19 protein-coding genes and 1 tRNA gene are annotated in these 19,379 nt (G+C 71.0%); 6 read left to right on the top strand and 14 right to left on the bottom strand.

The genetic code is table 11. The annotated features are described in order from the left end of the window. Positions 1–45: 45 nt before the first annotated feature. The 13 genes from ACZ6S6_RS16040 to ACZ6S6_RS15980 all read right to left on the bottom strand — a co-directional run bounded on the left by ACZ6S6_RS16040 (position 46) and on the right by ACZ6S6_RS15980 (position 14,704). Positions 46–687 (bottom strand): arsenate reductase/protein-tyrosine-phosphatase family protein, encoded by a 642-nt coding sequence (locus ACZ6S6_RS16040; protein ID WP_073736886.1) that lies wholly within the window; start codon positions 685–687, stop codon positions 46–48. Then, the gene (locus tag ACZ6S6_RS16035) at positions 684–1,331 is read right to left on the bottom strand and encodes an L-threonylcarbamoyladenylate synthase (RefSeq protein WP_123461670.1); all 648 of its coding nucleotides are present in this window, start codon (positions 1,329–1,331) and stop codon (positions 684–686) included. The genes ACZ6S6_RS16040 and ACZ6S6_RS16035 overlap by 4 nt, the downstream gene beginning before the upstream one ends. A gap of 79 nt (positions 1,332–1,410) precedes the next feature. Continuing rightward, positions 1,411–2,256 carry a peptide chain release factor N(5)-glutamine methyltransferase gene (prmC, locus tag ACZ6S6_RS16030; RefSeq protein WP_073736887.1) on the bottom strand — a complete coding sequence of 282 codons (846 nt, stop codon included), beginning with the start codon at positions 2,254–2,256 and terminating at the stop codon, positions 1,411–1,413. 43 nt (positions 2,257–2,299) lie between these two features. After that, on the bottom strand, positions 2,300–3,376 hold the full coding sequence (prfA, locus tag ACZ6S6_RS16025; RefSeq protein WP_362963134.1) for a peptide chain release factor 1: 1,077 nt from the start codon (positions 3,374–3,376) through the stop codon (positions 2,300–2,302). 156 nt (positions 3,377–3,532) lie between these two features. Next, positions 3,533–3,757: a 50S ribosomal protein L31 gene (gene rpmE / locus ACZ6S6_RS16020; protein ID WP_362963132.1), complete on the bottom strand. Its 225-nt coding sequence runs from the start codon at positions 3,755–3,757 to the stop codon at positions 3,533–3,535. A gap of 143 nt (positions 3,758–3,900) precedes the next feature. Further along, positions 3,901–5,001, bottom strand: a complete 1,101-nt coding sequence (locus ACZ6S6_RS16015; protein WP_469706013.1) for an LCP family protein — start codon at positions 4,999–5,001, stop codon at positions 3,901–3,903. Positions 5,002–5,370: 369 nt separating this feature from the next. Next, positions 5,371–7,455, bottom strand: coding sequence for a transcription termination factor Rho (gene rho / locus ACZ6S6_RS16010; protein ID WP_469706012.1), 2,085 nt, complete (start codon positions 7,453–7,455; stop codon positions 5,371–5,373). 390 nt (positions 7,456–7,845) lie between these two features. Then, the gene (gene thrB, locus ACZ6S6_RS16005; protein WP_469706011.1) at positions 7,846–8,763 is read right to left on the bottom strand and encodes a homoserine kinase; all 918 of its coding nucleotides are present in this window, start codon (positions 8,761–8,763) and stop codon (positions 7,846–7,848) included. Positions 8,764–9,164: 401 nt separating this feature from the next. Continuing rightward, a complete protein-coding gene (gene thrC, locus ACZ6S6_RS16000) occupies positions 9,165–10,235 on the bottom strand; it encodes a threonine synthase (protein ID WP_362963124.1) in 1,071 nt (356 codons plus the stop codon). 6 nt (positions 10,236–10,241) lie between these two features. Then, on the bottom strand, positions 10,242–11,597 hold the full coding sequence (locus ACZ6S6_RS15995; RefSeq protein ID WP_362963122.1) for a homoserine dehydrogenase: 1,356 nt from the start codon (positions 11,595–11,597) through the stop codon (positions 10,242–10,244). Positions 11,598–11,722: 125 nt separating this feature from the next. Beyond that, positions 11,723–13,114 (bottom strand): diaminopimelate decarboxylase, encoded by a 1,392-nt coding sequence (lysA, locus tag ACZ6S6_RS15990; RefSeq protein ID WP_362963120.1) that lies wholly within the window; start codon positions 13,112–13,114, stop codon positions 11,723–11,725. Positions 13,115–13,140: 26 nt separating this feature from the next. After that, entirely contained in the window at positions 13,141–14,235 is a 1,095-nt protein-coding gene (nrtL, locus tag ACZ6S6_RS15985) for an ArgS-related anticodon-binding protein NrtL (protein ID WP_469706010.1), read from the bottom strand. Between the two features lie 55 nt (positions 14,236–14,290). Then, positions 14,291–14,704: a response regulator gene (locus ACZ6S6_RS15980; RefSeq protein ID WP_362963116.1), complete on the bottom strand. Its 414-nt coding sequence runs from the start codon at positions 14,702–14,704 to the stop codon at positions 14,291–14,293. A 228-nt stretch (positions 14,705–14,932) separates the two neighbouring features. Between ACZ6S6_RS15980 and ACZ6S6_RS15975 the strand changes: the two genes are divergently transcribed. From ACZ6S6_RS15975 to ACZ6S6_RS15950, 6 genes are all read left to right on the top strand, one after another. Beyond that, a tRNA-Arg gene (locus ACZ6S6_RS15975) sits at positions 14,933–15,004 on the top strand. A 193-nt stretch (positions 15,005–15,197) separates the two neighbouring features. Next, entirely contained in the window at positions 15,198–15,536 is a 339-nt protein-coding gene (locus ACZ6S6_RS15970; protein ID WP_469706009.1) for a PadR family transcriptional regulator, read from the top strand. 2 nt (positions 15,537–15,538) lie between these two features. Then, positions 15,539–16,480 (top strand): HAAS signaling domain-containing protein, encoded by a 942-nt coding sequence (locus tag ACZ6S6_RS15965; protein WP_469706093.1) that lies wholly within the window; start codon positions 15,539–15,541, stop codon positions 16,478–16,480. A gap of 84 nt (positions 16,481–16,564) precedes the next feature. Continuing rightward, the gene (locus tag ACZ6S6_RS15960) at positions 16,565–17,704 is read left to right on the top strand and encodes a serine hydrolase domain-containing protein (protein WP_469706008.1); all 1,140 of its coding nucleotides are present in this window, start codon (positions 16,565–16,567) and stop codon (positions 17,702–17,704) included. Positions 17,705–17,904: 200 nt separating this feature from the next. Beyond that, on the top strand, positions 17,905–18,033 hold the full coding sequence (locus ACZ6S6_RS15955) for a DUF397 domain-containing protein (RefSeq protein WP_469706007.1): 129 nt from the start codon (positions 17,905–17,907) through the stop codon (positions 18,031–18,033). A 33-nt stretch (positions 18,034–18,066) separates the two neighbouring features. Continuing rightward, entirely contained in the window at positions 18,067–18,291 is a 225-nt protein-coding gene (locus ACZ6S6_RS15950; protein WP_362963106.1) for a DUF397 domain-containing protein, read from the top strand. A 69-nt stretch (positions 18,292–18,360) separates the two neighbouring features. Here ACZ6S6_RS15950 and ACZ6S6_RS15945 read toward each other — a convergent pair whose 3' ends face one another. Then, on the bottom strand, positions 18,361–19,215 hold the full coding sequence (locus tag ACZ6S6_RS15945) for an SDR family oxidoreductase (protein ID WP_469706006.1): 855 nt from the start codon (positions 19,213–19,215) through the stop codon (positions 18,361–18,363). Positions 19,216–19,379: the final 164 nt, after the last annotated feature.

The raw sequence follows: 19,379 nt of genomic DNA, 5'->3' as shown, positions 1-19,379 counted from the left end.
CCCGCTGTCACGGCCCGCGGTGCACCCGTCCGGACCCCGCGCCGCTCAGCGCGGAGTCGATACGCCGGTCAGCGCGGTGACGACCGGCTCCAGGGCCTGGTTGATCTCGTCGCCGATGGACCGGAAGAACGTGATCGGGGCGCCGTACGGGTCGTACACCTCGTCGGCCTCGGCGGTCGGGGCCAGCAGCCAGCCGCGCAGCGCGGCGGCGGCGCGCACCAGCGCGCGGGCGCGCTCGACGACTCCCTCGTCCTTCGCGTCGGGCAGCGTCGCGTGGTCTATCGCCCGGACCAGCCGGGTGAACTCTTTGAGCGTGAAGGTCCGCAGACCGGCCGAGTGACCCATCGAGATCACCTGGGCCCGGTGGTCGCGGGTGGCGGTGAGCACCAGGTCGGCGCGGATCACGTGCTCGTCCAGCAGCTCACGGCCGACGAACCCGGTGGCGTCGGCCCCGAAGTCGGCGAGGACCACCTCGGCGTTGGCCTCCATCGGGGCGCCCTCGTGCCCCCAGGTGCCGGCGCTCTCCACGATCAGGCCGCCCTGGAGCGGGTCACCGAGGCGGTCCACGAGGGCATGGCGGGTCAGCCGCTCGGTGATCGGTGAGCGGCAGACATTGCCGGTGCTGACGTGGAGGATGCGGAAAGTGTCGGTCTGCCCCGCTATGCCACGCCCCTCAGGGGCGGTCAATTGGCCACCTCGAGGTCGGGTACCACCTTGCGCAGCTCCTCCGCGGAGAGCGCGCCGGCGCGCAGCAGGACCGGCACCTTGCCGGTGACGTCGACGATCGAGGACGGGACGATGCCCGGCGTCGGACCGCCGTCGAGGTAGACGGAGACGGAGTCACCGAGCATCTCCTGGGCGGCGTCGCAGTCCTCGGGCGAGGGGTGCCCGGTGAGGTTGGCGCTGGAGACGGCCATCGGGCCGACCTCCGTGAGCAGTTCGATGGCGACCGGGTGCAGCGGCATCCGGATGGCGACGGTGCCGCGGGTGTCACCGAGGTCCCACTGGAGGGACGGCTGGTGCTTGGCGACGAGCGTGAGTGCGCCGGGCCAGAAGGCGTCGACGAGCTCCCACGCCTGCTCGGAGAAGTCGGTGACCAGGCCGTGCAGGGTGTTCGGGGAACCGATCAGGACGGGCGTCGGCATGTTGCGACCGCGGCCCTTGGCGTCCAGCAGGTCGGCGACGCCCTCGGAACTGAAGGCGTCCGCACCGATCCCGTACACCGTGTCGGTGGGCAGCACGACCAGTTCGCCGCGGCGGACGGCGGACGCGGCCTCGCGCAGACCCGTCGTGCGGTCCGTCGCGTCGTTGCAGTCGTATCGCCGTGCCATCAGCCGGCCTCCTCAAGCATGTTCGGGTAGGGCTGGTACGGGTAGGGCTGGTACGGGTCGGGCCGGTGGTGGCCGCCGGTCACGGCATCGCCTTGCGGGCCGTGGCGAACCGGGGGCGGTTGTTCAGGTCGGGGTGGTCGGCCGCGTCGGCCCAGCCCCGCTCCTCGGTGAAGATCCACGGCACCTGGCCGCCCTGGGTGTCGGCGTGCTCGATGACGACGAGGCCGCCGGGGCGCAGCAGGCGGTGCGCGGTGCGCTCGATGCCGCGGATGGTGTCGAGGCCGTCCTCACCGGAGAAGAGCGCCATCTGGGGATCGTGGTCGCGGGCCTCCGGAGCCACGTACTCCCATTCGGTGAGCGGGATGTACGGCGGGTTGGAGATGACCAGGTCGACCTGTCCGTCGAGCTCGGGAAGGGCCGTCAGGGCGTCTCCGCGGTGCACGGTGACCCTGGAGTCCTCGGCGTTCTTCCTGGTCCATTTGAGGGCGTCCTCGGACAGCTCCACGGCGTGCACGCGCGAGCGCGGCACCTCTTGGGCCATGGCGAGGGCGATGGCGCCCGATCCCGTGCACAGGTCGACGATCAGCGGCTCGACCACGTCCATCGCGCGGACGGCGTCTATCGCCCAGCCGACGACCGATTCGGTCTCCGGGCGGGGCACGAAGACACCGGGTCCCACCTGGAGCTCCAGATAGCGGAAGAAGGCGCGTCCGGTGATGTGCTGGAGCGGTTCGCGGGCCTCGCGCCGGGCGATGGTCTCCCAGTAGCGGGCGTCGAAGTCGGTGTCCGGCACGTTGTGCAGCTCGCCCCGCTTGACGCCGTGCACGAACGCGGCGAGTTCCTCCGCGTCGAATCTCGGCGAAGGCACACCGGCGTCGGCCAGCCGCTGGGTGGCCTGGGCCACCTCGGCGAGCAGCAGGTTCATCGCGGTTCTCCGTACAGGTTCACGAGCGGTGCGGGTGGGGAGCTTACGCGGCGGCGAGCTTGGCGGCGGAGTCGGCGTCGACACATGCCTGGATCACGGCGCCCAGTTCACCGTCGAGCACCTGGTCCAAGTTGTACGCCTTGAAGCCGACGCGGTGGTCCGAGATGCGGTTTTCCGGGAAGTTGTAGGTACGGATCTTCTCGGAACGGTCGACCGTACGCACCTGGCTTCGCCGTACGTCCGAGGCTTCCTGCTCGGCGGCCTCCTGGGCGGCGGCGAGGAGCCTGGAGCGCAGGATGCGCATGGCCTGCTCCTTGTTCTGGAGCTGGCTCTTCTCGTTCTGGCAGGAGGCCACGACGCCGGTGGGCAGGTGCGTGATGCGGACGGCGGAGTCCGTGGTGTTGACGGACTGGCCGCCGGGTCCTGACGAGCGGTAGACGTCGACCCGCAGGTCGTTGGCGTGGATCTCGACGTCGACCTCCTCCGCCTCGGGCGTGACCAGCACACCGGCGGCGGAGGTGTGGATGCGACCCTGGGACTCGGTGGAGGGCACCCGCTGCACACGGTGCACGCCGCCCTCGTACTTCATCCGGGCCCAGACGCCCTGGCCGGGTTCGGTGGCCCCGTTGCCGCCCTTGGTCTTCACGGCGACCTGGACGTCCTTGTAGCCGCCGAGCTCGGACTCGGTGGAGTCGATGATCTCGGTCTTCCAGCCGACCCGCTCGGCGTAGCGCAGGTACATGCGCAGCAGGTCCCCGGCGAACAGGGCGGACTCGTCGCCGCCCGCGCCCGCCTTGATCTCAAGGAGCACGTCCTTGTCGTCACTGGGGTCACGGGGTACGAGCAGGAGGCGGAGCTTCTCGGTGAGCTCCTCGCGCTCCTTCTCCAGGTCCTTGACCTCGGCGGCGAAGTCGGGGTCGGAGGCGGCGAACTCGCGGGCCGTCTCGATGTCGTCGCCGGTCTGCTTCCAGGAGCGGTACGTGGCGACGATCGGGGTCAGCTCGGCGTAGCGCTTGTTGAGCTTGCGCGCGTTGGCCTGGTCGGCGTGGACCGACGGGTCCGCGAGCTTCTTCTCAAGATCGGACTGTTCGCCGATCAGTTCCTCGACCGCCTCGAACATCTTCGGGCTCCTGGTTTCTTCGCTCGACGTACTGCGTACTGCCGGCCGGCGGGGTGCCTGCCGGGCGGGATGCGGGGATGCCGTGTCCCGGCCGGAAAAAACGCCGGTCTCGGCGCCCCCGGGAAGAGGGCGCCGAGAACCGGCGCTGTTGGCTCGCTACTTGCTGGCGGAGCCGGCGGCCTTGCCGAAGCGGGCCTCGAAGCGGGCCACACGGCCACCGGTGTCGAGGATCTTCTGCTTGCCCGTGTAGAACGGGTGGCACTCGGAGCAGACGTCCGCACGGATGGCGCCGCTGTCCAGGGTGGACCGGGTGGTGAACGACGCGCCACAGGTGCAGCTGACCTGGGTCTCGACGTACTCGGGGTGGATCTCGCGCTTCAAGGGTGACTCCTAGTTTCGGGAGGGCGCCGGGTCGTACGCGCGGATTGCGCGTGCGTGAACCGGGGCCGACGTACCAGTCTGCCAGGACCGGCCGTATCTCCCAAAACCGGGGTCGGCCCGGAACTATTCCCGGGCACTCCCGGTCACTGCACGATGTCGCCCGCGTCACCCTTGTCGCCCGCCGACTTCTCGGTGGCCGAGGCGGGGATCGGCCGGTCGTGCAGGAGCGCCGTCCAGACCTGCTGTCCGGCCTTCTCCTGCGGTATGACGCGGTTCGGGTCGGCCGGGTCGTACTCGACGGGCAGGGTCACCATGTGGACGTCGTCGGCGCCCAGCCCCTTGAGGCCGTTGGCGAAGCCCGCGAGCTTCTTGACCGAGCCCAGGTCGGAGTCGGTCGTGATGGCCTTGGTCGCCGTGTCCGCGAGGCCGTACAGCTTGGTTCCGTCGAGGACGCCGACGCTCTTCGCCTGCACCATCAGCGCCTTGATGAAGGCCTGCTGGAGCTGGATGCGGCCCAGGTCGCTGCCGTCACCGACGCTCTTGCGGGTGCGGACCAGGCCGAGCGACTGCTCACCGTTCAGGGTGTGGGTGCCCGGCTCCAGGTTCAGATGGCTCTTGGAGTCGTTGATCGCCTGCTTGGTGGTGATCTCGACCCCGCCGAGCTTGTCGATCAGCTTCTTGAAGCCGGTGAAGTCGACTTCGACGTAGTGGTCCATCCGGATCCCGGACATCGACTCGACGGTCTTGACCGCGCAGGCCGGTCCCCCGACCTCGTACGCGGTGTTGAACATCGCGCGCTGTTGGCCCGGGACGTCCGCGCCGCCCTCGTCGCTCTCGCAGTCGGGCCGGGTCACGAGGGTGTCGCGGGGGATGGAGACGACGCTCGCCGTCTTGTGGCCCTTGTTGACGTGGACGACCATCGCGGTGTCCGAACGGGCGCCGCCCTCGTCGGCGCCGTACTGCTGGTTCGCACCGGAGCGGGAGTCGGAACCCAGGACGAGGATGTCCTCGGAGCCGTTGTCGACGTTCTGGGGGCGGTTCTTGCCGAGGGCGTTGTTGATGTCGACGGCCTTGAGGTTGCCGTCGAGCTGGAAGTAGGCGTACCCGAGCCCTCCTGCGCCCACGACGACCAGGCCGGCCAGGCTCCACGCGGCTATGACGGTCGCCCTGCGGCGGCGGGACGGCTTCCTCCGGCGTTTGCCGGTGGCCCGTATTCGGCTGTCGCTCCCGCTCCGCCCGGTCATCCGTCTCCTCGTTCCCTCGGCTGCGCCCGGCTACCCCCTGCTCGGTGTGCGGGTCTCCGTGTGCCGCTTTGTCGCTCTTGGGTACGACGCCACGGCGACAAGAAGGGTTGCACAGGGCACTGTGGCCTCCGGGTAAGCGCAGAGCGGCCTCGCGGAGTGCGGGAACAGCCGGTGACCCGGCGCTCACCTGCGGTTTCTTGCCCGATACAGGCAATGCGGGGCAAGCGCGACGCCCGGTGGCCGTGTGGCGAAGGTCTCGGACGGCGAAGGCCGGGGGCGGCCCTGTCCCGCACCGGCGTACGGCACAGGGCCGCCCCCGGCACCGAAGTGGCGGGGGCGGCCCTGGGTACGGCTGCCGAGCGGCTGCGACTAGTCGTTATTGCCCGGAGCCGGCGTCGTCTTCTGGATCTGGAGCAGGAACTCCGCGTTGGACTGGGTCTTCTTCATCCGGTCCAGGAGGAGCTCGATCGCCTGCTGCTGGTCCAGCGCGTGGAGCACCCGGCGCAGCTTCCAGACAATCGCCAACTCGTCGCTGCCGAGCAGGATTTCTTCCTTACGGGTGCTGGACGCGTCGACGTCCACCGCCGGGAAGATGCGCTTGTCGGAGAGCTTGCGGTCGAGCTTGAGCTCCATGTTGCCGGTGCCCTTGAACTCCTCGAAGATCACCTCGTCCATGCGCGAGCCGGTCTCGACCAGCGCGGTGGCCAGGATGGTCAGCGAGCCGCCGTCCTCGATGTTCCGCGCGGCACCGAAGAAGCGCTTCGGCGGGTACAGCGCGGTCGAGTCGACACCACCGGACAGGATGCGTCCGGAGGCGGGGGCCGCGAGGTTGTACGCGCGGCCCAGGCGGGTGATCGAGTCCAGCAGGACGACCACGTCGTGACCCAGCTCGACGAGACGCTTGGCGCGCTCGATGGCCAGCTCGGCGACGGTGGTGTGGTCCTCGGCGGGACGGTCGAAGGTCGAGGAGATGACCTCGCCCTTCACCGACCGCTGCATGTCGGTGACCTCTTCCGGACGCTCGTCGACCAGGACGACCATCAGGTGGCACTCGGGGCTGTTGACCGTGATCGCGTTGGCGATCGCCTGGAGGATCATGGTCTTACCGGTCTTCGGCGGGGCCACGATCAGGCCTCGCTGGCCCTTGCCGATGGGGGCGACCATGTCGATGATCCGGGTGGTCAGGATGTTGGAGTCGGTCTCCAGACGGAGCCGGTCCTGCGGGTACAGCGGCGTCAGCTTCTGGAACTCGGGCCGGCCGCGGCCGGACTCCATGCCGTTGACCGTGTCGAGGCGGACCAGCGCGTTGAACTTCTCACGGCGCTCGCCGTCCTTGGGCTGGCGCACCGCACCGGTGACGTGGTCACCCTTGCGCAGGCCGCTCTTGCGGACCTGGGCGAGCGACACGTACACGTCGTTCGGGCCCGGCAGGTAGCCGGAGGTCCGGATGAACGCGTAGTTGTCGAGGATGTCCAGGATGCCCGCGACGGGGATCAGGACGTCGTCGTCGGTGACCGGCGGTGCGTCACTCGCGAAGTCGTCGCGGCCACGGCGGCCACGGCGGTCGCGGTAACGGCCGCGCCGGCCGCGCCGGCCGCTCTCGTCGTCGAAGTCGTCCTGCGGTCCGCCGCCGCCCTGCTGACCCTGGTTCTGACCCTGGCCCTGGCCCTGGTTCTGCCCCTGGCCCTGGCTCTGGCGCTGCTGACGCTGGCCGCCCTGGCCACCGCCCTGCTCGTCGCCGCCCTTGCCCCGGCGGTCGCGCTGGCGCTCACGACGGTCACCGCGGTCACCACGGTCACCACGCTCGCCGCGCTGGCCACGGTCCTGGCGGTCGCCCCGGCGGCCCTCGGCGTTGTCCGCGGCGGCCTCGGCCTTGGGCTCGGAGCGGTCCTCGACGGGCGCCTCGCGCTTCGGCTCGTCCTGCGTGCGGTCCTTGGCCTGCGCCTTGGTCTCCGTCTTGGGCTCCGTCTTGGTCTCCGGGCTGCCCGCCTGAGCGGTCGCGCGGCGGCGGCGGCGTTCGCCCGCGGGCTGCTCGTCGCTGGCCGGCTGGCCGGGGATGTCGATCTGCTGCTGGTCCGCGGCCTTGTCGGCGGGAGCGGCGGCCGGGGTCTCGTCCCCTGCGCCGGTGCGCGCCTTGGAGGTGGCCCGGCGCTTCGGCTTGGTCTCGGCCTCTTCGGCGGGGGCCGCGGCGGCGGCCTTGGCCTTGGGCGCGGAGGAGCCGCCGGCCTGGGCCTCCTTGATGACCTCGATCAGCTGGCTCTTGCGCATCCGCGCAGTGCCCTTGATGCCGAGGCCGGACGCGACCTGCTGCAGCTCGGCCAGGACCATGCCGTCAAGGCCGGTGCCGGAGCGGCGGCGCCGTGCGGTGGTGCCAGTGGCAGCACCTTCGGCGGGCGCGGCGCTGTCGACGCTCTTGTCGGCAGTCTCGCCCATCAGATCGGTGGTGTCGCTCACGAAGGGTCCTTCCCTGGAGCGGACGTCGGCCTTCTGGCTCGGCGACCGGTTGTGCTGTCCGACTGCGGTCTTTGGTTGTGCGGACCGTGCCGGGGCGGTGGTCCGCCGGGTAGGTACGGCGGAGAGATGAACGTGTGCATGGGCCCGGCGCGAGCATCCCCCTGCTCGGCCCACTCCTGGACGAGCGAGAGGGTGTCGTGCCGGTTCCGGAGCGTGCTCGAAACTGCTCAGGCAGGCTGCTCAGGCAGTTGGGGAGGCTCCCGGAAGAAATGGTGGTCCCGGAAAGGGACACGAAGCAACGCGCCTCATAGACGTCGATTGCAGACTTGAGGTTAACACTACCGGCTCCAACTACATTCCCCCTCTCACGCACCGGCAATCACTTCTCGGCTACGGGGCGAGCGGCAGCACACTCGCACCCTGGGCGTCGAGAGTCAGCCGGTTGGCCGCCCAACCCTCGCCCGCCAGCTGTGCGACCTTGTCGGCCGCACCGTCCTCGGCCAGTGCCAGCACGGTCGGCCCGGCACCGGAGATGACCGCGGGGACGCCGTCCGCGCGCAGTCGGTTCACGAGTTCCACGCTCTGCGGCATCGCCGGGGAGCGGTATTCCTGGTGCAGCCGGTCCTCGGTGGCGGTGAGCAGCAGCTCGGGGCGCCTGGTCAGGGCCTCGACGAGGAGGGCGGCACGGCCCGCGTTGAAGGCGGCGTCGACATGCGGGACGGAACGCGGCAGCAGTCCGCGGGCGGTCTCGGTGAGCACCGGGTTGCTGGGGACGAAAACCACCGGAACGATGGAATCCGCGGGGTCCATCCTGATGGCGCGGGCCGATCCGCCGTCCATCCAGGCGAGCGTGAACCCGCCGAGGAGACAGGCCGCGACGTTGTCCGGGTGCCCCTCGATCTCGGTGGCGAGCTCCAGCAGGGCCGCGTCGTCGAGCCGGCCGTCACCGCCGGTCGTCACGGCACGGGCGGCGACGATGCCCGCGCAGATGGCGGCGGAGGACGAGCCGAGGCCGCGTCCGTGCGGGATGCGGTTGGCGCAGACGATCTCCAGGCCGCGGGGCTGTCCGCCGAGCAGGTCGAAGGCGGTGCGCAGGGACCGTACGAGCAGGTGGTTCTCGTCGCGGGGCAGCGTGTCCGCACCCTCACCGGCGATGTCGATGTGCAGTCCGGCGTCGGCGACGCGGACGACGACGTCGTCGTACAGCCCCAGCGACAGGCCGAGGGCGTCGAAGCCCGGACCGAGGTTGGCGCTGGTTGCGGGGACGCGCACCCGTACGGCGGCGGCTCGGAAGGCGGGACCGGCCATCGCTCTGACGACTCTCCTTGTGAGGCGGCGGGGAATTTCGAAGTACCGCGAGATATTTGGGGTCTCTATGCGGCTCTTCGGGTTCTTCTGGGCTTCTTCCGGACTTCTTCGGGGTCTGCGGGGTTTTCGGGGATTCGTCAGGGCGATTGCGGCGGCGGGTATTACGTCAGTCCGGGATGGGACCGACGGCCGCAACGGCCTGCGCACCCCGGGCATATGCGGCGGGGTGGGTTTGGGTACAGCTTATCGAAGGAAGGTTCTGTGGCGACATAGGGCGCACAGGAGGCGCACGATGCGTGTCGCAGGCTGCCGGTGCGCTCTCCGTCCCGAAAAGGGCCGTTGAGCCGTCTTTCCCGACGAATCCGCCGCCGCCGCGCCGCCGTGCGGCGCGGCGGCGGGTACTACGCGAGGCCCAGCTTCTCGGCGGCGGCGACCGCGTCGACCGGGACCGTGACCGGCTGGGGGGCGCCGGCGACGGCCCAGTCCGGGTCCTTCAGGCCGTTGCCGGTGACCGTGCAGACGATCCGCTGGCCCCGGTCGACCCTGCCCTCTTCGGCGGCCTTGAGCAGGCCGGCGACCGACGCGGCCGAGGCGGGCTCCACGAAGACGCCCTCCTGGGAGGCCAACAGCCGGTAGGCGGAAAGGATCTGCCGGTCCGTCACCTCGTCGATGAAGCCGCCCGACTCGTCCCGCGCGTCGAGCGCGAACTGCCAGGAGGCCGGGTTGCCGATCCGGATGGCGGTGGCGATGGTCGACGGGTCCTTGACGATCTCGCCGCGCACGATGGGCGCGGAGCCGGAGGCCTGGAAGCCCCACATCCGCGGCTTGTGCGTGGCCAGGCCGTCCAAGGCGTACTCCGTGTAGCCCTTCCAGTACGCGGTGATGTTGCCCGCGTTGCCGACCGGGAGGACGTGGATGTCCGGGGCGTCGCCGAGCGCGTCGACGATCTCGAAGGCCGCGGTCTTCTGGCCCTCGATACGGACCGGGTTGACCGAATTGACCAGCGCCACCGGGTAGTTGTCCGAGAGCGAGCGGGCCAGCGTCAGGCAGTCGTCGAAGTTGCCGTCGACCTGGAGGATCTTGGCGCCGTGCACGAGCGCCTGGCCCATCTTGCCGAGCGCGATCTTGCCCTGCGGCACGAGGACGGCGCAGACCATTCCGGCGCGGACCGCGTAGGCGGCGGCGGAGGCGGAGGTGTTGCCGGTGGAGGCGCAGATGACGGCCTGCGCACCCTCCTCCTTGGCCCGGGTGATCGCCATGGTCATTCCGCGGTCCTTGAAGGACCCGGTGGGGTTGGCGCCCTCGACCTTGAGGTGCACCTCGCAGCCCGTGCGCTCGGAGAGGACCTGAGCGGGGACGAGCGGCGTGCCGCCCTCACGGAGCGTGACGACCTGAGTCGTGCTCGTGACCGGGAGACGGTCCCGGTACTCCTCGATGATGCCGCGCCACTGGTGGGTGCCCTTGGTGGTCATGGGTCCTTACTCCCCTTCAACACGCATGATGCTGGCGACACCGCGTACGGTGTCGAGCTTGCGCAGCGCCTCGACGGTCCCGGAGAGGGCGGCGTCGGGCGCGCGGTGGGTGACGACGACGAGCGAAGCCTCGCCGCTCTTGCCCACCCGTCGCCCGCCGCCACCCTGCTCGATACCGACTTCGTCGACGCTGCCTGAATTTCGGCCTTTCTGGCGGACCGTGTCGATGGATACGCCCTGTTCGGCGAAGACCGTCGCGACCTGGGCGAGAACGCCAGGCTTGTCGGCCACGTCGAGACTGATGTGGTACCGCGTGACGACGTCGCCCATCGGGCTGACCGGCAGGCGCGTGTACGCGGACTCGCCGGGGCCGGGGGCCTCGTTGAGCTTGTTGCGGCAGACCGCGACGAGGTCGCCGAGGACCGCGGACGCGGTCGGCGCGCCACCGGCGCCGGGGCCGTAGAACATCAGCTGCCCGGCGGCCTCGGCCTCGACGAACACCGCGTTGTACGCCTCGCGGACCGAGGCCAGCGGGTGGCTGAGCGGGATCATCGCGGGATGCACGCGGGCCGTGACGGACCGCCCGTCGGCGGCGCGCTCGCAGATGGCGAGGAGCTTGACGGTGCAGCCCATGCGGCGGGCGGAGGCGATGTCGGCGGCGGTGACCTCGGTGATGCCCTCGCGGTGCACGTCACCGATGCGCACCCGGGTGTGGAAGGCGATTCCGGCGAGGATCGCGGCCTTGGCGGCGGCGTCGAATCCCTCGACGTCGGCGGTCGGGTCGGCCTCGGCGTAGCCGAGGGCGGTGGCCTCGTCGAGCGCCTCGGAGTACCCGGCGCCACTCGTGTCCATCTTGTCGAGGATGAAGTTCGTGGTGCCGTTGACGATGCCCAGGACCCGGTTGACCTTGTCGCCGGCGAGGGACTCGCGCAGCGGGCGGACGAGCGGGATGGCGCCGGCCACGGCGGCCTCGTAGTAGAGGTCCCGGCCGTGCTGCTCGGCGGCGGCGTGCAGGGCTGCGCCGTCCTCGGCGAGCAGCGCCTTGTTGGCGGAGACGACGCTCGCGCCGTGCTCGAAGGCGGTGGTGATGAGCGTGCGGGCGGGCTCGATGCCACCGATGACCTCGATGACGACGTCGATGTCACCCCGCTTGACCAGGGCGGTCGCGTCGGTGGTGATCAGTGCGGGGTCGATGCCCTCACGCACCTTGGAGGGCCGGCGCACGGCGACACCGGCGAGCTCCACCGGCGCGCCGATGCGCGCGGCGAGGTCGTCGGCGTGCGTCGTCATGATGCGGGCCACCTCTGAGCCGACCACTCCACAGCCCAGCAGCGCCACCTTCAGCGGACGCGTACGCATCATCCGACCTCGTTTCCTTTACATCTGATGTATGGACCAGTCTCACTCACCGGACGGGCGTTCCTGCCACCCGTCCGGATCCTGAGATGTTTACGGGGGACCGGGGGTGTACCCCGGGAAATACGGCATCAGCCGACATCGAGACGCAGGAGATCTTCCTCCGTCTCGCGCCGGACGATGACCCGCGCCCGCCCGTCGCGCACCGCGACGACGGGCGGGCGCAGGGCGTGGTTGTAGTTGCTCGCCATGGAACGGCAGTACGCGCCGGTGGCGGGGACCGCGATCAGGTCGCCGGGGGCCAGGTCGGAGGGCAGGAAGGCGTCCTTGACCACGATGTCGCCGCTCTCGCAGTGCTTTCCGACGACCCGGACGAGCATCGGCTCGGCGTCGGAGGCGCGCGAGACGAGCGCGACGCTGTACTCGGCGTCGTACAGCGCGGTGCGGATGTTGTCCGACATGCCGCCGTCGACGCTGACGTAGGTGCGCAGCCCCTCCAGGGGCTTGATGGTGCCGACCTCGTACAGGGTGAAGGCGGTCGGTCCGACGATGGCGCGGCCCGGCTCCACGGAGATGCGCGGGGTGGCGAGCCCGGCGGACTCGCACTCACGAGTCACGATGTCGCCGAGCGCCTTGGCGATCTCGTACGGCTCGCGCGGGTCGTCCTCGGAGGTGTACGCGATGCCGAGGCCGCCGCCGAGGTCGATCTCGGGCAGCTCGACGCCGTGCTCGTCGCGCACCTCGGCCAGGAGCTGCACCACGCGCCGGGCGGAGACCTCGAAGCCGGCCATGTCGAAGATCTGCGAGCCGATGTGCGAGTGGATGCCGATCAGTTCGAGCCCGTCGAGGGTCAGCGCCCGCCGGACGGCCTCGGCGGCCTGTCCGCCGGCCAGCGCGATGCCGAACTTCTGGTCCTCGTGCGCGGTGGCGATGAACTCGTGGGTGTGCGCCTCGACGCCCACGGTCACCCGGATCTGCACGGGCTGGCGCCGGCCGAGCCGCTGCGCGATGTGCGCGACCCGGACGATCTCCTGGAAGGAGTCGAGCACGATCCGCCCGACGCCCGCCGTGACGGCCCGCTCGATCTCGTCGACCGTCTTGTTGTTGCCGTGGAAGGCGATGCGCTCGGCGGGCATCCCGGCGTCCAGTGCGGTGGTCAGCTCGCCGCCGGAGCAGACGTCGAGGTTGAGCCCCTCCTCCTGGAGCCAGCGCACGATCGCGCGGGAGAGAAAGGCCTTGCCGGCGTAGAAGACGTCGGCGCCGGGGCCGAAGGCGTCGGACCAGGCGCGGCAGCGGGCCCGGAAGTCGGCTTCGTCGAGGAAGTAGGCCGGGGTGCCGAATTCCTCGGCCAGCCGGGCGACTTCGATCCCGCCGACGGTCAGTGCGCCGTGTTCGTCCCGGGTGACGGTGCGGGACCAGACCTTCTCGTCGAGGACGTTGAGGTCCTCGGCCGGGGCGGAGTAGTGGCCCTCGGTCATGACGTCGGCGTGCCGGGGGCCGGCGGGGTGTGCGGATCGGCTCATCGTGTTGCTCTGCTCTCTCGGGTCTCTCAGAGGTAAGGGGGCGCGCTGATGCCGAGCAGGGACAGGCCGCCTGCCAGCACCGTCCCGGCGGCTTCGGCAAGGGCGAGCCGGGTGCGGTGGGCGGCCGAGGGTTTCTCGTCCCCGGCGGGGAGCGGCGACGCGGCGTCGTGGAAGTCGAGGAACGCGTGCGCGACCGCTTCGAGGTGGCGGGCGAGCCGGTCGGGTGCGCGGTGGTGCGCGGCGGCGGCGAGGACCGCGGGGTGGTCGGCGATGACGGCGAGCAGCGCGGACGCCGCGGGCTCCTCGAAGGCCTCCGCCGAAACCTCGTCCCGCGCGGCGGTGAATCCGAGCCGCTCCGCGCCGCGGCTGAGCGCGTGGGTGCGGGAGTGGGCGTAGCGCACCAGGAACAGGGGGTTGCCCTCGCCCTGGACGAGGAGGTCGTCGCCGAGCCGGGCGCGGTCGTGACCTGCGGGCCGGAGCAGTCCCCAGCGGGTGGCGTCGGGCCCGAGCCGGCCGAGCAGTTCGCGGGCGGTGGCGCCCGCCGGGACCGGCCGTATCGCCGTCAGCGGCGTGGGGGGCCGTCCGTGGGCGTCGGCGGTGATGCCCAGCCGTGCCCAGTCCGGGTCGGATGCCTCGTCTGCCCCGTCGCAGCTGATGCGTACGGGCGCGCCCTGCGCGCGTACGAGCCGGCGCACCGCGTCGGCGGTGACCGCGGCCCGGACCTCGCGGGCGTGGCTGAATTGCAGCGGTGCCCCGGCGAGCGCGTCGCCGTGTCCGTAGCGCAGCCCCTGCTCCCGCACGCGGCGCAGGAGCGCGCGGTGCGCGTCGGCGTCGGCGGAGGCGTCGAGCGTGAAGTTCAGGAAGCCGGGTCCGGTGATCTCGACCCGCCCGATCCCGGGCGCACCGGCCATTCGCTCCCGCAGGATCTCGGCCACCTCGCGCGCGGGCCGCGCGGCGGGTCCGGCGAGCTGGAGGGCGACGGCGCTGGCGTAGTCACCGCGTCCGCCCGGCCGGGTCCTCTCCACTCGCACGCGCGCGGGCACGGGCGCGCGCAAGGCGTCCTCGTCGACCGCGCGGCGCACGGCGCGCAGCACGGTCGTGGAGAGATCGGCGGGGGTCACGGCACAAGCGTATGGGAGGGAGGGGGGCCTTTCGCGAACCGGTTTCGCCATCCGGTCAACCGGCGGCGCTCTCCGCCCGCCCGGCACCCTGTCTGCCGTCGAGTACCGGCGGCCGGCCGCGCTCCATCAACTGCCGTACGACCCGCACCAGCTCGCTCGGCTCGAAGGGCTTGGCGAGGAAGGCGTCGACTCCCGCCGCGACCCCGTTGTCCACCTCGTACGGCGTGCAGGCGCTGACGATCGCCACGGGCAGATGCCGGGTCCTCGGATCGGAGCGCAGTCTGGTGGCCGTCTGCAGACCGTCCAGCCGGGGCATGACGACATCGAGCGTGATCACATCGGGACTGACCCGATGCACCAGATCCAGACACTCGACACCATCGGCCGCGGTCACGACCTCGAAGCCCTCCAGCTCGAGATTGACCCTGATCAACTGCCGGATGACCTTGTTGTCGTCGACAACAAGCACGCGGCCGCAAGCCCCTGACACCCTTCGAGAGTAGGCGGGGCGGAGGGGCTGCGTCCGGGTTTTGCCCACTTCCGTCCCCGGACGGATGGCGGCGAAGGTTGGCCGGATGTGTGTGCGACCTGCCCGGCAGGGCCGGGGGGCGCTCGACGGGGGCGCGAAAATACCTGTTCACGGGCACCGGGCGGAAGCTGGTAGTGTTTCACCCGTCGCAGAGCAGCACAGCGATACGCCCCCGTAGCTCAGGGGATAGAGCATCGGCCTCCGGAGCCGGGAGCGCAGGTTCGAATCCTGCCGGGGGCACCTTGCAGAAGGTGCCGAATAGACCCTCTGATCAGCGGAAACGTTGAACAGAGGGTCTTTTTCATGCCCGCTTGGGGCTATGCGGCAGGGTCCGTCGCACTTCACGTTCCGCAGTGACGCGGGCCGTCCCCGCCGGCAGCCGGGTTTCCCCGATGACCGACATTAGTGTGCGACGCACAGTACCGTGCCACGCGTGGGCACCGAAGAACTGATCCTCAGCCAGGCCCAGGAGCTACGCCGCGGCACGGTCGTCCTGGCCTGTCTGGCGCTGCTGGAGGAGCCGCAGTACGGCTACGCACTCCTGGAGACGCTCGGCGACGCCGGCATCGCCGTCGACGGCAACACCCTCTACCCGCTGCTGCGCCGCCTGGAGAAGCAGGGGCTGCTCATCAGCGAGTGGAACACCGGCCAGTCCAGGCCGCGCAAGTTCTATCGGATCAGCCCCGAGGGCGCCCGGGTCCGCACCGGGCTGCTGCGCGAGTGGCAGACCCTGGACGCCGCGATATCACGACTGACGAAGGGGGAACGTTGAGTATGTTCCAAGCGTCCGACACCGGCACGCTGACCGACCGATACGTGGCGGAGGTCGTCCGGCACATCCCGGCCGACCGGCGCGGCGACGTGGCCGACGAGTTGCGCGCGACGATCGCTGACACCGTCGAGGCCCGCGGTCCTGCCGGCTCAGGGGCCGCCGAGCGCGAGGTGCTCACCGAGATGGGCGACCCGGTCCGGCTCGCCGCCCAGTACGCGGGCCGGCCGCTCGCACTGATCGGGCCCGGGTTCTACCCGACGTACATACGGCTCCTCGCGGCCCTGCTGCTTTCCGTGCTGCCCGTGGTCGTCGCCGTCAGCGCGGCGCTCGACGTCCTGGACGGCCGGGGGGCCGCGGAGGTGATCGGCGGGGCCGCCGGGGCGGTGTTCTCCATCGGCGTCCCGATGGCCGCCTGGCTCACCGTGGTGTTCGTCCTGGTCGAGCGGCCCGGCAAGCGGTCCGCCGCGGCCGGCGGGGCGTGGACGCCCGACGACCTGCCCGACCGCCGCGCACAGAAGAAGCGCGGCGTCACGGCCGGTGCCGGGATGGCGTGGCACGGGCTGCTGATCGCCCTGATCGTCTGGCAGCACACCGCGCAGCCGTACCGGACGGACGGCGGCATACACCTGGACGTGCTCGAACCGGGCCTGTGGTCGGGCTGGATCTGGCCGATCCTGGCCGGCCTCGCCGCACTCGTGACACTCGACGCGATCCGGGCCCTGCGAGCGCCGACGCGCTCGCTCGCGCTCTGGAACATCGCCGCCCAGGCGGCGTTCACACTGCCGATGGCCTGGATCCTGTACCGGCGGGAGTTCTTCAACCCGGCCTTCCTGTCCGACGTCAACGGCGGCTGGCAGGCCCCGGACGCCTTCTACACCGTGGTGGTCCTGGTGGTCCTGGCGGGCGGCGTGCGCGAGGTGGTGAGGCGGCTCCGCGAGGCGTAGTTCCTCCGGAACGGTTCCGGCCGGAACCGCGTTGAAGCCGACGGGCGGCCTGCTCGCGGCCCCCGGGGCGGAAGGGGAGGGACTGTGCACACCAGCACGGTGCCGGACAATCCGGCGCAGCGGCGCGTCGAAGAGGTCCTGGCGGAGTTGACGGGATCGGGCGTCGAGACCGGGGTGCAGGTGGCGGCCTGGCACGACGGCGAGTTGGTGGTCGACGCGTGGGCGGGGGCGGCCGATGTCGCCGAGGGGCGGCCGATGGGGCCGGACACCCTGGTGCCGGCCTGGTCGACCGGCAAGGGCGTGGCGGCGGCCCTGGTCGCGGTCCTGGTGGACCAGGGGGTACTGGCGTACGACGCCCCCGTGGCGCGCTACTGGCCGCGGTTCGGCGCGGCGGGGAAGGAGCGGATCACCCTGGGGCAGGTCCTCGGCCACATGGCCGGCCTGGCCCGGCTGCCGGCGGACCTGACCCCGGAGCGGCTGCTCGACCTGCCGGCCATGGCCGACTGGACGGCCGGGCAGCGGCCGCAGTGGGAGCCCGGCAGCGCGTTCGGCTACCACGCCTGGACCTACGGGGTGCTGCTGGCCGAGATCCTGCACCGCGCCACCGGCCGGACCTGCGACCAGCTACTGCGCGAAGAGCTGGCCGGTCCGCTCGGGATAGGTGACGAGCTGCTGTTCCACGTCCCTGAGCACGCGGCGTCCCGGGTGGCCACCTGTTACGACGGCGGCTGGGCGGCACGGCTGGAGCGGATGCCTCCCGGCGCCCCGTTCTTCGACTGCGTTCCCCACGGGGTGCTGCCGGTGGCCGAGTTGGGCAACCGTGCGGACTTCCGGCGTACGGCTCTGCCGGCCAACGGGATCATGACCGCGCGCGGGGCCGCCCTCCTGTACGCGGTGCTGGCCTGCGGCGGTGAGCTGGAGGGCGTACGGCTGCTGTCGGCGGCGACATTGAAGGAGGCGACCACGGAGCGGATCAGCGGGGTGGACAGGATGATGGGCACCACCTCCGCGATGGGCGCGGGCTTCGTGATCGGGGACAGCGGAGCGAAGCCGATACGCCCGGCGGGCGGCTTCGGCCACAGCGGCTCGGGCGGCAGCACGGCCTTCGCCGACCCCGCGCACCGGTTCTCCTTCGCGCTGGTCAAGAACCGGATGACCGTGCACGGTCTGGACGGGCGGCTGGCAGGGGAGATCCGCGCGGCGCTCGGCATCGCGAGCGGCTGAGTACCCGGTCGAGGTGAGCGGCAGCGGGCAGCCGAGCGAGCGGTGGGCGGTCGTGCGGTTCTGCGGGCGTGCGGGTCGGGCAGGTCGGGCCGGTATGACCCGCACGTCGTACCGCGGAATCCAGCGGTTCCGGGTGGCCAGTGCCATTCCCTCGGCCTGCGGCAACGGCACTGTCCGCTGGAAGCAACGGCACCGCTGAAGTGCCGCGTCTCGAAGTCGCCGACGGCATCCCCCACCTCGCCCCCGCCCGCGACAGCGAGCGTCCCGCCGGCCCCGTAATTACCTTCAGCCCTGACGCCTGGCACGAGTTCATCGGCCACTTGGACTGATTACCGGCATCCGAAACCAGGAAGACTGAGGTCATGGAGAAGGCAGACCTCTACTCGATCGACCCGTCCACACTCCCCTGGCAGAAGAGCAGCTTCACCGCAAACAACGGCGAGTGCTTCGAGCCGGCCTCCCTCCCCGGCGGTGGCGTGGCCGTCCGCGACTCGAAGAACCCTTCCGGCCCGCACCTGTGCTTCACCCCCGGCGAGTGGCGCGCCTTCAAGTCGGGCATGACCGCCGGAGACTTCGACAACCTCTAGGCACGGGAACTCTCGCCAACGGCGCCAGCACGAACAGCGGGCGCCAAAGCACGCCAAACCTCTCAGGAGTCAGACCGGCGCGGCCGAAGGCGCCTGATCGGCGGGCTTCAGGAACTGTCGAGCACCGCGCAGTGTGGTGCGCAGTCGCCGCTGGGTCACCTCGCTGTCGAGGCGGACGTCGAGGGGTCCGGGAACGGCGCTGTCGGCTCGCAGGGCCGCAGGCAGACGGGACGCGTCGAGACCGTCGCGCTCGGCGATGAGGACGCCGAGTTCGTGGCGGCTCAGGGCATGAGGTCCTGCGAGATGGTGGACGCCTGCTGCGCCACTCGACGCCAGTTCCAACAGCGCGGCCGCCAGGTCCGAGACATGGACCGGGCAGCGGATGTCGTCGGTGAACAAGGCGCCGGCGACGGTACCGGCGGCGAGCCGGTGCACCAGGCGCTCGTGCACGGAGCGGCCGTGACCGATGATCAGCGATGTGCGGGCGACGACGGCCTTCGGATGTACCGCAAGGACCCCGGTCTCGGCCGCGGCCTTGGCTGCGCCGTACGGGGTGACGGGGTCCGGGAGACAGGACTCGTCGTAGTGGATCCGGCCGGTACCGGAAAACACCGCGTCGGTGGACACGTGAACCATGCGGATCCCGCGCTTCGCGGCGACTGTCGCGAGCTGGAGCGGGCCCTCTGCCGTAACCGCCCAGTCGGCACGGCCGCTCGATGCGTTGATGACGACGCGCGGGTTCACCTCGGCCAGCGTGGCGTCCAGACTTCCCGCGTCCCGCAGATCGAGGGGGCACCACGCGCTCGGGGAGGCGGTGCCCGGCTTGGTCGCATACGTCGCGACGGTCGTGTGCCCCGCCGCTCTCGCCTGCCGGACCAGCTCGGAGCCCAGGAAGCCGGAACCGCCAACGACCAGAATCGTCATGTCCGTAAACGTAGCCCCGTGGACCCCACGGCGAAGACGGTCACCCCGGTGTTCGTGAGGTAGAGCTGCTTCAACTCCTCGCTTACCGAGGACCACGGATGATGAACGCCTGCGGCATCCGGCCACCGGACGCGAGGGCAGCGTGACGTCTCGTCATATACGCG

The sequence above is a fragment of the Streptomyces sp. NPDC048671 genome (assembly GCF_055587045.1).
Note: the sequence above shows the minus strand (reverse complement) of the source record. Positions and strands in the feature narration are given on the sequence as shown.